At 36.7% G+C, this 13,089-nt stretch carries 14 protein-coding genes, 1 pseudogene and 2 other annotated features; of the genes and pseudogenes, 4 read left to right on the top strand and 11 right to left on the bottom strand.

Annotated features, from left to right (window positions below; genetic code table 11):
• Nucleotides 1–3 precede the first annotated feature (3 nt).
• Entirely contained in the window at nt 4–381 is a 378-nt protein-coding gene (locus tag AAIE21_RS05640) for an ammonia permease (RefSeq protein ID WP_343265835.1), read from the top strand.
• Nucleotides 382–408: 27 nt separating this feature from the next.
• Here AAIE21_RS05640 and AAIE21_RS05645 read toward each other — a convergent pair whose 3' ends face one another.
• Together AAIE21_RS05645 and AAIE21_RS05650 are read right to left on the bottom strand one after the other, a co-directional pair.
• Nucleotides 409–2,163, bottom strand: coding sequence for a DHA2 family efflux MFS transporter permease subunit (locus tag AAIE21_RS05645; RefSeq protein WP_343265836.1), 1,755 nt, complete (start codon nt 2,161–2,163; stop codon nt 409–411).
• A 14-nt stretch (nt 2,164–2,177) separates the two neighbouring features.
• Nucleotides 2,178–2,831: an HlyD family secretion protein gene (locus tag AAIE21_RS05650; RefSeq protein WP_343265837.1), complete on the bottom strand. Its 654-nt coding sequence runs from the start codon at nt 2,829–2,831 to the stop codon at nt 2,178–2,180.
• Between the two features lie 295 nt (nt 2,832–3,126).
• Here AAIE21_RS05650 and AAIE21_RS05655 point away from each other — a divergent pair, with 295 nt between their 5' ends.
• Together AAIE21_RS05655 and AAIE21_RS05660 are read left to right on the top strand one after the other, a co-directional pair.
• Entirely contained in the window at nt 3,127–3,744 is a 618-nt protein-coding gene (locus AAIE21_RS05655) for a TetR/AcrR family transcriptional regulator (RefSeq protein ID WP_343265838.1), read from the top strand.
• An 83-nt stretch (nt 3,745–3,827) separates the two neighbouring features.
• Nucleotides 3,828–4,301 (top strand): annotated as a pseudogene (locus AAIE21_RS05660) (DUF2691 family protein).
• A gap of 43 nt (nt 4,302–4,344) precedes the next feature.
• Here AAIE21_RS05660 and AAIE21_RS05665 read toward each other — a convergent pair.
• The 8 genes from AAIE21_RS05665 to ytxC all read right to left on the bottom strand — a co-directional run bounded on the left by AAIE21_RS05665 (nt 4,345) and on the right by ytxC (nt 11,644).
• Nucleotides 4,345–5,430 carry a M42 family metallopeptidase gene (locus tag AAIE21_RS05665; protein WP_343265839.1) on the bottom strand — a complete coding sequence of 362 codons (1,086 nt, stop codon included), beginning with the start codon at nt 5,428–5,430 and terminating at the stop codon, nt 4,345–4,347.
• Between the two features lie 68 nt (nt 5,431–5,498).
• Nucleotides 5,499–5,990: a dUTP diphosphatase gene (locus AAIE21_RS05670; RefSeq protein WP_343265840.1), complete on the bottom strand. Its 492-nt coding sequence runs from the start codon at nt 5,988–5,990 to the stop codon at nt 5,499–5,501.
• A gap of 345 nt (nt 5,991–6,335) precedes the next feature.
• Nucleotides 6,336–6,881: a dihydrofolate reductase family protein gene (locus AAIE21_RS05675; protein WP_343265841.1), complete on the bottom strand. Its 546-nt coding sequence runs from the start codon at nt 6,879–6,881 to the stop codon at nt 6,336–6,338.
• A 132-nt stretch (nt 6,882–7,013) separates the two neighbouring features.
• Nucleotides 7,014–7,370: a 50S ribosomal protein L20 gene (rplT, locus tag AAIE21_RS05680; protein ID WP_001138361.1), complete on the bottom strand. Its 357-nt coding sequence runs from the start codon at nt 7,368–7,370 to the stop codon at nt 7,014–7,016.
• 37 nt (nt 7,371–7,407) lie between these two features.
• Complete coding sequence (rpmI, locus tag AAIE21_RS05685; protein WP_001125945.1) at nt 7,408–7,608, bottom strand: 50S ribosomal protein L35; 201 nt, start codon at nt 7,606–7,608, stop codon at nt 7,408–7,410.
• A gap of 21 nt (nt 7,609–7,629) precedes the next feature.
• A complete protein-coding gene (infC, locus tag AAIE21_RS05690) occupies nt 7,630–8,133 on the bottom strand; it encodes a translation initiation factor IF-3 (RefSeq protein WP_000973214.1) in 504 nt (167 codons plus the stop codon).
• Nucleotides 8,134–8,195: 62 nt separating this feature from the next.
• Nucleotides 8,196–8,317, bottom strand: a sequence feature (ribosomal protein L20 leader region).
• A 205-nt stretch (nt 8,318–8,522) separates the two neighbouring features.
• A complete protein-coding gene (gene thrS / locus AAIE21_RS05695; RefSeq protein ID WP_343265842.1) occupies nt 8,523–10,454 on the bottom strand; it encodes a threonine--tRNA ligase in 1,932 nt (643 codons plus the stop codon).
• 47 nt (nt 10,455–10,501) lie between these two features.
• Nucleotides 10,502–10,731, bottom strand: a binding site (T-box leader).
• A 31-nt stretch (nt 10,732–10,762) separates the two neighbouring features.
• Complete coding sequence (gene ytxC, locus AAIE21_RS05700) at nt 10,763–11,644, bottom strand: putative sporulation protein YtxC (protein ID WP_343265843.1); 882 nt, start codon at nt 11,642–11,644, stop codon at nt 10,763–10,765.
• 271 nt (nt 11,645–11,915) lie between these two features.
• Here ytxC and AAIE21_RS05705 point away from each other — a divergent pair, with 271 nt between their 5' ends.
• On the top strand, nt 11,916–12,059 hold the full coding sequence (locus AAIE21_RS05705; protein WP_481858654.1) for a DUF4177 domain-containing protein: 144 nt from the start codon (nt 11,916–11,918) through the stop codon (nt 12,057–12,059).
• 83 nt (nt 12,060–12,142) lie between these two features.
• On the opposite strand, the gene dnaI is transcribed toward AAIE21_RS05705, so the two are convergent.
• Nucleotides 12,143–13,081, bottom strand: a complete 939-nt coding sequence (dnaI, locus tag AAIE21_RS05710) for a primosomal protein DnaI (RefSeq protein WP_343265844.1) — start codon at nt 13,079–13,081, stop codon at nt 12,143–12,145.
• Nucleotides 13,082–13,089: the final 8 nt, after the last annotated feature.

Raw genomic sequence — 13,089 nt, forward strand, 5'->3', positions numbered from 1 at the left:
TATATGGAAACAGCAGGAATCTTTCTTTGGATTTTATTTATGCCAATTCTAGTATTATCCGGAATCACCGGGGGCATCTTTTTAATTATCGCAGGAGCAAAGCATCGTAAGCTACTTGTTATTGCATCTGGACTGATTTGTTTCTCACTTGTAAGTACGCCTTTTGTTCTCTGGGGAATGGGAATCGATATGGAGAGACTTATCCCTATCCCAACTACTATATACTGGAGCATCTTCCCTGCAGCTGGGGTATTAGCTAGTATAAGCGGGATACGTAACAAAATTAAGAGTATTCTTATTATGGGGATTCTCATGGTTTCTGTCGGTATCCTTGGGGTAACTTTCTATAACATGATGTCCATGCCGATACAGTCCACTTAGAATATACGAACCAAAAAAGCAGAGAAATTAATTCTCTGCTTTTCGATTTGGCTTATTACCTGATTGTAAGAAAAACGATAACACCCATGCAATACCCGCTAAAATTGTTGCGATTAAGAAAGCGTCATTGATACCGTTAATCGCAGACAACTTCGAAATTTGTCCAAATAATAGCTGTGAGCTCATCGCGTCTCCAGCTTGTGCTGATCCTAGGGAGGATGCTAAACTTTGTCCCATTCCATGTACTTGATCAACTAAGATTGGATTTGTTTTTGTTATCATATTTCCGTAATCTGCAACGTGATTCGTTGTTTGTTGCGTCATAATTGTAATTAAGATCGCTGTACCAATTGAACCAGCTACTTGTCTTGATGTATTTTGCGTTGCTGTACCATGAGAAATTAATTTCATCGGCAATGCGTTCATACCAGCTGTCATAATTGGCATCATAATGAATGACATACCAAATGAACGTATAATATAATCCGTCATAATGACGCTATATGGTGTATCCATCGACAGCTGCGTAAATTCATACGTTGCATATGTCGTAATAGCTAATCCAACGATTGCTAGCGGACGAATACCGTATTTATCAAATAACTTCCCTGCAATCGGTCCCATAATCCCCATAATTAAGGATCCTGGAAGAAGCAGAAGACCTGATTCAATTGGCGTAAACCCACGAATATTTTGAAGATATACAGGAAGTAATAACATACCACCGAATAATGCCATTGTTACAATCGCATTAATTAATAACGTGAAAGTAAACGTTGGATATTTAAATACTTGTAAATCTAACATTTTGTTATCCGTCGTCATCTCTCTCCAAATAAATAACGCTATACCAATTACACCAATGATAAGTGAAATAATAACTTCAGCACTGCCCCAGCTGTTATTTCCAGCTTCACTGAATCCATACAGTAAACTACCAAGCCCAATACTCGAACTAATAACACCAAACATATCTAGCTTTGTTTTTGAAACTGGCTGAGCCAGTGTAAAGAATTTTAAAGATAAGAATGTAATAACTAAACCGATTACAAACATCGCATAGAACATTAAGTTCCAGTTGTAATTCTCAATAACCCAACCCGTTACAGTTGGTCCGATCGCTGGTGCTAAAATCATTGCTACTCCAAGTAATCCCATCGCAGCTCCGCGCTTATGCGGCGGGAACAAGGTCATGAAAATATTCATACCAACTGGCATTAAAATCCCTGCGCCAACAGCTTGAATTACACGCCCTGTCATCATCATTGTGAAGTTGCCAGATAAAGCGCAAATGATAGAACCTACCGTGAAGAATAGCATAGCTGCTACGAATAATTTACGGTACGTAAACCTGGAAACTAAGAACGCACTAATTGGCACTAAAATCCCGTTCACAAGCATAAAGCCTGTAATTAACCATTGTGCAGTTGAAGTTGATACATTGAACTCGTTCATTAATGGAGGCAAGGCCACATTAATGATTGTTTGGTTTAAAATCGACACGAACATACCAAGAATTAATACCGCTACAACGGCTTTTACATTGACATTCTCTACCGCCATTTGCTGTTTCTGTCTTTCTTGCTTTTTCGTTTCTTGTTTTGATGCTTCTAATTCAACTACATTTGAAGTTTCTTGCTCTGGTTGCTTTATTTCTATCTTACTTACGGCTGGGACTTGTTCTTCTCCCGCGTTCTTTTTTTTCTTTCTTAAAAGACGATTTACAAGGAAGAAGACGATGATACAAAACACTGCATATCCTACAATTAAACCTGAGGACATTTTATCTTCCCCCCTTACTTATGAATACGAACTGTCACATTCATTCCAGGAACAATATTTACTGATTTGCTATGATCTAAAGAAACTTTAACTGGCACAACTTGTGTTACTTTCGTATAGTTCGCTGTTGCGTTGCTTGATGGCAGCATAGAAAATGTATTTGCAGTTGTTAATCCAATTTGTTCTACTTTTCCTGTTAAAGTTGTATCAGGATATGCATCTACATACACATCAACTTCTTGACCTTTTTGCACATCATCAACATCTGTTTCTTCAATATTTGCTGTTACCCATAAATCACTCATATCGTATGCATAGGCAATTGGACTACCTGCCGCCACGAAAGCATTTGTTGTAGCATTCGATTGAACAACTGTTGCACTATGTGGAATTGTTACATCCATCGTTTGCTCACCATTTTGACCTGGTGCAGAGACAGAACCTAATTTATCATTTTCATTGTAACTCTTTCCTATTTCTGCATTCCATTCTGTTAATTTCCCTGCTACAGGTGATGCGATCGGGATTACTTTCCCATCGATTTTTGCATTATCTGTTTTTAAGTAATTTTCAGCTTGGTTATAGTAGTAATAACCGCCGATACCACCGCCAACTAATACAATTAATGTGATAATATTAATAATCACCATTCTTCGAAACTGATTCATTGCATTCCTCTCCTTATATCGCATATAATTTTTTTCTAAACTATTTCTACCCCTTTTATTTATACTATTTAATTGTTAATTATATTAACCATTAAACAAAAAAGCACACCTTTTGCTATGCAAACCAATCCTTTGCTTGCATGCTAGCGGTGCTGTTTTCTAAAGGAATATCGTTTATAATTATAAATAATTATTTTAAATCTACAACCGACAATTTGAGTATATATGTTGGTTATCCAACAATATACTATATATTTGTTGTTTAAGTAATAAAAATTCATCAAGGAGAAATAAAATGTCTATAAAAAATACAAACGATCCGCGTGTAAAACGAACGAGACAATTAATACAGAATGCTTTTATCGCTTTAGTAGGTGAAAAAGGGTTTGAAAATGTCACAGTGCAACATATCGCTGAACGTGCTCCTGTCAATCGTGCTACCTTTTATAGCCATTATCATGATAAATACGATTTATTAGATAAGAGTATAGAGGAAATGCTAGCATCCTTATCAGAAGTGATTAAGCCCAAAAAGAAAACAAAAGAAGATTTGCAACTCACCTTTGATTCACCTCATCCAATTTTTCTAGCCTTATTTGAGCACATCGCTGATAATACTACCTTTTACAATGTAATGCTCGGTGACAAAGCAGCTGGAAACTATTCTTATAAAATGATGAAAACCATTCAAACACATTTAACGTTAAGCTTGTCTATTTCACAGCCAGACGATGAAGAACTCATGGTTCCACGGGATATTCTTATTAGCTATGTAACGGGCGCACATATCGGGATGATTATGTCTTGGTTAAAAAGAGGCATGATTTACTCGCCGCACTTTATGGCGATGCAACTTACCCGTTTAATTATTTTAGGGGCTCATACTGCCGCTGGACTAGAGAGACCTTTTTAACAAGCCGTGTTTATAATAGATCAAAAACCTTTCATATATTCTTTGAGAACATTTACAAAATCAATGGGGGAGAGTATTGTTTTATGAAAAGAGGAATAAGTTTTCAACTACCTATTACTGACAAATATGACTCTTGTCTTTGAGATGTATTAAAACCAATAGACATTTCCACTTTCGATTGGAGAGTTAGCCCCGTAGAGTCTTATTTAGTAGTTAATAGTGAGTTAGATCTAGATAAAGATCTTTTTGAAACAGATAATGAGCTAATGGAAGGTGCAGACCTTAAAAATCTACTAGAAAATAATGTCTATTATATTATTTTCGCTGATTTACAAGCATATCCGAAAGGCAAAGTTTCAGCAATTGAAACTTATGAAGAATTCGTTGACAGTGAGTGTGAACTTGTTCTTTTCGTAGTAGATAGCTACTATACCGTCATTTACTGCAAAGATAAAGCAAAACTCGAATTGCTTTATAAAAACGCTGAAGACTTCGGATTTAAAGATACACAATTTATTACTGATAAAAATGATACAAGAACAATAATAAGAGCGTAATAAAAATAGAAAAAGCGAAGGGAACTCCCTTCGCTTTTTCCTATTAATTAAATGTGATATTATGTACAGTCTCTTTATCAAGACGTTTAATAACTTCTACAATTAGCTTTACTGCATTCTCATAATCATCACGATGTAACATTGCTGCATGAGAGTGAATGTAACGAGTTGCAATTGTAATCGCCATAGACGGAATACCATTTACAGAAACATGAATTGCACCTGCGTCAGTCCCCCCGCCAGGTACAAAATCATATTGATACGGAATCTGTAATTCATCCGCAACATCAATAACGAAATCACGAAGACCTGCATGCGCAATTACAGATGCATCATATAAAATGATTTGTGGCCCATCACCCATTTTACTTTGCGCTTCTTTTTCTGTTACTCCTGGTGTATCGCCAGCAATACCAACATCTACTGCAAACGCGATATCTGGTTTAATGTAGTTTGCAGATGTTTTCGCACCACGAAGACCTACTTCTTCTTGTACAGTTCCAACGCCGTATACAACGTTTGGATGCTTTTCATCTTTTAATTGTTTCAACACGTCAATTGCAATTGCACAGCCAATACGGTTATCCCAGGCTTTTGCAAGTAGCATCTTTTCATTTTTCATCACTTGGAATTCAAAGTATGGTACAACTTGATCCCCTGGTCGTACGCCCCATTCCATTGCTTCTTCTTTGCTAGAAGCACCGATATCAATGAACATGTCCTTAATTTCAACCGGTTTTTTACGAGCTTCTGCCGGTAAAATATGTGGTGGTTTTGAACCAATGACACCTGTTACATCCCCCTTACGCGTTACGATTGTTACACGCTGCGCAAGCATAACTTGTGACCACCAGCCACCAACTGTTTGAAAACGAAGGAAACCTTTGTCATCAATTTGTGTAATCATAAAACCAACTTCATCTAAGTGGCCAGCTACCATAATTTTCGGACCGTTTTCTTCCCCTACTTTTTTCGCAACTAAACTCCCTAAATTATCTGTAGAAAGTTCATCTGCAAACGGTTCAATATATTTTTTCATAACTTCACGTGGTTCGCGCTCATTACCTGCAATCCCGCGTGCATCTGTTAATTCTTTTAGCATTGTCAATGTCGCGTCTAATTTTGTCATTGTCAATACCTCCTTTTTCTTCATTCACTTCATTATACAAAAACAAGTTGAAATATTCAAAAATTAAATCAATACCCTTGTGTTTGACGCTGATGATTCACTTGGTTTTTATCTAAATATGCTTTTTCAATTTCTTCTTGTCCAAACTCAAGAGCCTGTCCAAGGCGAAGGTAGCTTGTAAATAGTTCAATATAGTTTGTAATAGACGGTTGATCAGTAAAACGAATCACTTTCGCATATGCGTCTAAGAAAATTTCAACTTGTGTTTTGTTCGTTTGAGCACACTTATAAAACAAGAAGTTTTTATCAATTCCCAAGTCAATTCCAATCGATAAAATAAAGTGCAAACCATCTACATATTCTTCAAGTATAACTTCACGTTCAGCTGCTGGCTTTTTACTCCAATATTTAAAACAACGTGTTTCATTTGCAAGTTCCCCAATTTCAACAAGCAGTGCTAACATTTTTTCTTTTAATAATTTTTTCGGTTGTAAATCATGTTCTTTTACAATACGGTCATCTAATTCTTTTTGTAATTTAAATAGTTGTAGTAAATCCATTCTATTCCTCCTCCAACATCGCATAAGAACAATGTTGTTTCGTCTCATATTTATTGTAAGCTTAAAAAATCCTACCCGTTATTATCTAGTTAGCTTTCTAGCCCCTTATGAAATAGCTTATCCCTAAATCATCAATACGTTTCAGATAGACTCTACATATGATGAAACTTCCATATCATCTTTCCATTATAGCAGTGTCGTTTCTACTAGGAAAGGTTCCTGTGAATGACAATAAAAAGGCCAGAGGAAGCTCCTCTGACCTTTTACTATATATTCTTCTATACTGTTACAGCTATTATAATTATTTTGTCATATCAAGTACGACACGCCCATTAAAAATGTTTTCTAAGAATAAATGATATTGTAAGTTGATTTAATGACGCCATTTACATACTGTTTTGAATCAATTAATTCCAAACTTAAACGCGGTTTCACACTACCAAATAAAGATGTTCCTGCACCAATTATAACTGGATTTATTTTTAATACTACTTGGTCAATTAGTTTTTGCTGAACTAACGAGCCAGCCAGTTCTCCGCCCCCGCATAGCCAAAGGTTACCGGCTTCTTTCACTTTTAAGTTCTTGATAAACTCTACTGCATTCCCTCTAACAAGCTTTACTTTATCGCTCGATTCAAACTGCATAGTATTCGAAAAAATATAGTGCTTTAACTCTTTAAAATAACCAGGCTCACCAGGTTTGGCGCCAAATTGAAATCCAAACTCGTACGTTTTCCTCCCCATCAATACCGCGTCATATCGCTGAACATCAGTAATAAAGTCTGAGACATGTTCACCTTCGTATAAAAAGATTGAATCCGTAGCATCACCATCTAAATCCGCAATAAAACTATCCGCCGTAACTGCAATATGATAAATTAGCTTTGCCATGTGGTTCCCTCCTCGTATTTTTCCCCATGCTCATTTCTATTTCTAATCTTCTTCTTCGTTTCCTGCTGCAATTGTATCATTCAGATAAATAAAAAAACCTTAGAAGAAAAATCTTCTAAGGTTTTTGAGTAATTAGTTTAAGTTGTTTTTTGCAGCTGTTGCTAATTCAGCGAAAGCTTTTTCGTCATGAACAGCTAAGTCAGCAAGCATCTTGCGGTTAACTTCGATGCCAGCATTTTTTAAACCGTGCATTAAGCGGCTGTAAGAAAGACCATTCATACGAGCTGCTGCGTTGATACGTGTAATCCATAATTTACGGAAGTCACGTTTCTTTTGACGACGGTCACGGAATGCATACATTAGAGATTTCATAACCTGTTGGTTAGCAACCTTGAATAATGTATTTTTAGAACCGTAGTAACCTTTTGCTAATTTTATTACTTTTTTACGACGTTGACGAGTAACTGTACCACCTTTTACTCTTGGCATAATATTACCTCCTAATTGTTCTATATATCAACCGAACTTATTTTAAGTTGTCAAGCATTTGACGAATGCGTTTGAAGTCACCAGCGCTTACTACACCAGCTTTACGTAGTTTACGTTTAGCTTTTGTAGATTTGTTAGCGAATAAATGGCTTGTGTAAGCGTGAGAACGTTTCAGTTTACCTGATCCAGTCTTTTTGAAACGCTTTGCAGCGCCGCGATGAGTTTTTTGTTTAGGCATAGGTATTTCCTCCTCTATCTATTACTTATCGTTTTTCGGTGCTAAAACTAAGAACATACTACGTCCTTCCATTTTAGGCTTAGATTCAATTGTACTAACTTCAGCACAAGCTTCTGAGAAGCGATCTAAAACACGTTGACCGATTTCTTTATGAGTAATGGCACGTCCTTTAAAGCGAATTGACGCTTTAACCTTGTCGCCTTTCTCTAAAAACTTGATAGCATTACGAAGTTTTGTGTTAAAGTCGTGTTCATCAATTGTTGGACTTAAACGAACTTCTTTCATGCTAATTACTTTTTGATTTTTGCGCTGCTCTTTTTCTTTCTTTTGTTGCTCAAAGCGGAATTTACCGTAGTCCATAATGCGGCATACTGGCGGTTTCGCATTTGGAGCAACCAATACTAAATCAAGATTAAGATTTGCAGCTAAGTCTAAAGCGTCATTACGAGACTTGATGCCAAGCTGATCACCATTTGCACCAACTAAACGTACTTCACGTGCACGAATTTGCTCGTTAATCATCATATCCTTGCTAATAGTAAGCCACCTCCAAGGTTTTCTCAGAATACGTTTGCGGTCATAGAACCCGAACAAAAAAAGTGCGGGCATACGGGCACCCACACTTGTAAGATCTTAAGTAAGAAATACATTTACCTGCTAACTGCGAATGCGTCAATCAGGTGAGAAGCGGGTGCTTCTACTTGTTCCACAAAACAATATTCTATTATCCTTGATGAGTTTACCATAGGACATAACGTCTGTCAAGAAGACACGTTTTACTAACAACAAGAAATATTGTAACAAACAACACGAATACATGCAATACTTTTTTATGATAAGTGTTGTTTGGTTATTATTTCTAATTTCTATCACTTGTAATATACAAAAAAGTCGCGGCATGCCGCGACTTTTCATTAGCGTTTTCCTTCTACCTTAATCATATCCACAAACGCTTCTAATGCGATTGTTTCCGATTTTTGTTCACCGTATTTACGTACGTTCACGCCATTTTCAGCAACTTCATTGTCACCTACTACAAGCATGTACGGAATTTTTTGCATTTGTGCTTCACGGATTTTGTACCCGATTTTCTCTTCACGAGTATCTACTTCAACACGGATACCAGCACGTTGTAAGTCTTCCTGTACTTTCTTCGCGTAGTCTAAATGTACTTGCGGAGAAACTGGAATTACTTGCACTTGAACTGGCGCTAACCATGTTGGAAATGCACCTTTGTACTCTTCGATTAAGAAGGCAACAAAACGTTCCATAGTTGATACAACACCGCGGTGAATAACAACTGGACGATGAGGTTTACCATCTTCACCAACGTAAGTTAATTCAAAGCGTTCTGGAAGTAAGAAGTCTAATTGTACAGTTGAAAGTGTTTCGTCTTTTCCAAGTGCAGTACGAACTTGAACATCAAGTTTCGGACCGTAGAATGCCGCTTCACCTTCAGCCTCATAGTACTCAAGACCCATTTCATCCATCGCTTCTTTTAACATACCTTGCGCTTTTTCCCACATCTCATCATCAGCATAATACTTTTTAGTATCTTCTGGGTCACGATAAGATAGACGGAATGAATAATTTTCTAAACCGAAATCTTTGTATACTTCTAGAGTTAAGTTTACAACGCGTTTCAATTCTTCTTTAATTTGATCTGGGCGAACGAAAATGTGCGCATCATTTAAAGTCATTCCACGTACACGTTGTAATCCAGATAATGCACCAGACATTTCATAGCGGTGCATTGTTCCAAGTTCCGCAATACGGATTGGTAGTTCACGATAGCTATGAATATCATTTTTATAAACCATCATATGGTGAGGGCAGTTCATTGGACGAAGAACTAATTCTTCATTGTCCATTTCCATTGATGGGAACATGCCATCACGATAGTGATTCCAGTGACCAGAAGTTTCATATAACTCTCTGCTTCCTAGTACTGGAGTGTACACGTGATCATATCCTAAGCTTGCTTCTTTATCAACGATATAACGCTCAATAATACGACGGATTGTTGCACCTTTTGGTAACCAAAGTGGTAAACCTTGTCCTACTTTTTGGCTATTAGTAAATAGTTTTAATTCTTTACCTAATTTACGGTGGTCACGCTCTTTCGCTTCTTCAAGCATACGTAAGTGCTCATCTAATTCTGCTTTTTTCACGAATCCAGTACCGTAAATACGTTGTAGCATTTTATTATTGCTATCGCCGCGCCAGTAAGCACCTGCAACACTTAACAATTTAAACACTTTAATTTTCCCTGTAGATGGAAGGTGAACCCCGCGGCAAAGGTCGAAGAATTCGCCTTGTTCGTAGATTGAAATAACTGCATCTTCTGGAAGATCGTTAATCAAGTCTAATTTTAGCTCATCGCCGATTTCTTCATAACGACGAAGTGCTTCAGCGCGTGGTACTTCATGACGAACGATTTCTAAGTTCTCATTCACAATCTTTTGCATTTCTTTTTCAATTTTCGGGAAGTCCTCAACCGTAATAGCTTCTTCCATATCGATATCGTAGTAGAAGCCATTTTCGATTACTGGACCAATACCAAGTTTCACATCTTTATATAAACGTTTTAACGCTTGCGCTAAAAGATGGGCTGTTGAATGGCGTAAAATGTATAAACCATCTTCAGAATCTAAAGTAATGATTGAAACTGCACCATCTTCTTCAATTGGTGTACGAAGATCAATCATCTCATCATTTAATTTTCCAGCCACAGCTTTTTTCTTTAAGCCAGGGCTAATAGAAGCTGCGATTTCTTCAGTTGTTGTTCCTTTTGGAAACTCCTTCACAGCTCCATCAGGGAAAGTAATTTTAACTACATCTGCCATCACTGGTCACTCCTCTTTTTCTCAAAATAAAAAACACTCATCCCGCAAAAAGGGACGAGTGTTGAATTCGTGGTTCCACCCTTGTTCCAATTAACAAAACTGTCAATTGCTCAAGTACAACATAACGGTGTTGGCCGTTAGCAATTACTAGAAAAAAACGTTCACTGCTAAAGTTTAGAGGTGGTAAGTAATGAACTCGTACTAGGAAGCTCACACCCTAAGGCTTCCCTCTCTGAAAATCGTAGTAAATTACTCTTGTCCTCATCGTGACATTTCAATATATTTCATTTATGTAGGTAATTATATGCTCAAAAACTTAGAAAATCAAGGGCGTTCCCCTTATTTTTAAAATTTTTAACGTTGTGTTCAAATTCATGCGGTGCACATAGTTGAACTCGTTCTTGAAATACATTTTGAAGGGTAACAATCATATTGTGATCTTGCTCTTTCGTATACAAATAAATCATTTTCGGTGAAATAGAAAGAAGCGGTGCAATTACCTTCGTATCAATGTATACCCCCTGCTTAGTTAGTAACTCCTCATCTATATATTGAACCAATTTTTCTTGTTTTAAACGTACTCCTTTTTCATCATAAAAAATAAAACTCTCATCAAATACGAGATGCAGGAAAGGTAAACGTGATTTCCGGCTGCTCACTTGTTGCCGTAGCATTTCTACAAACATTTGATATTCTTGCTCCATTTTATATTCATCAATCGCTAGTTCCGCAAGCGTGTGCACCATTTCCTTATATGTACGCAGGCGAAAACGAATATAAGACGAAAACGAAAACGAAAGCGGGTCACAGAGCCATCCCTTTAAAGAGGACATAACATGAGCCTCGATTTGATTATGTGTTAAATCCCGGGTAATTCCTTTTCTTTTTCCATTTAAAATAGCTTGTGCCATCTGTAAAATTTGATGGCATTCTTCTTGTTCTCCATAAAAAAATTTTTCTTTTAAAATGGCACGAAGCCATTCATTTTGTTTTGTATGAACAATAAAATAAAGGAGTACTGGTATTAAAACTTTCTCAATATAATTCGATTCGCATATTGGAATATGAATTGTTATCTTTTGTTCATATAGATAAACACTCGTTTCTTTATATAGCTTTTCCGTTCTCTTTATCAGTTGTTGATATACGTACGCAGCATCATCTTTTTCTTCGAAGCAGATTTCAATCACTCTTGTCCCCCCTTTTATCCCGCTCTAAAGGAAAGTTAACCTCTCAGCTTAAACCGAAGTGAGGCACACATCCATAAGAGTCCGATCCGTGAAGCCTCACTCTAAGTAGAAATAACTCCCTTATTGCCGAAAGCCTTCACTCGATATTTCTTGCTAATTTTATATATATTAACGGGGGAAGAAAAAAATGATACAAGCTCGTATGAATTTTCAAACACTCTTCTTTATTCACTGTATAATCTAATTATGAAGGCAATAAAGGCAGGGTATTATGTACAAATATAAGTTTGTAAAAATCAAATTAAAATCCGGATTTGTTCGATCTAAACCTACAGAAGATTATCAAGAAATTATTACGAAACATGCTAAAGATAAGCTAGAGATTTGTACAAATTCTCGTGCCTGGAATAGTTAGTTCCAGACAACCTGAATACTTCGAACTAATTTTTGAAAAGAAACAAACAATATAACAAAAAGAGCAAGCGTAACGCTTGCTCTTTACGTATGGCGACGATTTTTCCCGCCAATCGCAATCGGTTTTGCTAAATATTTAACGCGCTCCATAATACGGGCCGCTTTCATTTCTTCTGCTTCCCCGCGCTGTGTATACGTTAAATGATGTTCTAACTGTTTAAAGTCAAAATTAGACGTAAAGAACGTCGGTAAGTTTTCTAACATACGGAACTGCAGTATAGCACCAAGCACATCATCGCGCACGAAACTGGACATTGCTTCTGCCCCGATATCATCGAGCATTAATACTTGTACACGCTTCACAGCATCAATCTTTTCACCCATCGTATTATTTTGCAGTGAACTTTTAATTTCTCGCAAGAATTCTGGTAAGTATACGATCATTGAACCTATTTTTTTTAAGGCTAATTCATTTGCAATCGCTCCTAAGAGATACGTTTTTCCTACACCAAATTTACCGTAGAAATATAACCCTTGTACTTTCTTCCCAGGTTCGTATGCACTTAAAAATTCATTTGCTGCACGAATTGCTTCAATACGTGGCTCTAAATCTGATGGATCTAGATTTTCCATAGAAGCTTGTAAAATATCACTTGGCATATAGACACTTTGCACTAATTTTTCATACTTCTTCCTTTCATCATAAGCCACTTTTCTTACACAGCGATCATATTGAATATCAATCATCTTACCTTGAATAATCAATTTCGGCTCATATCCTTGAATCATATTTTTACATGATTCTAAGTTCGGACATTCTGCGCATCCAACGCTTTGTCCAATGTATTCATACAACTTCACAAGACTTCGTTCTATCATGGAAGTCGTTACTTCACCTTTATGTTCCTCGATAAACTCTTTCACACGCGGATGCGCCATCACTTCCGCTTTTAACACTTCATATCTATTTTTAAAATTTTCATTTTGCATCAACTTTGCAAATGAATTTTGAATAGGCTCCATTCTTTCAC

Source organism: Paenibacillus sp. 102, from assembly GCF_039549175.1.
Classification (GTDB): domain Bacteria; phylum Bacillota; class Bacilli; order Bacillales; family Bacillaceae_G; genus Bacillus_A.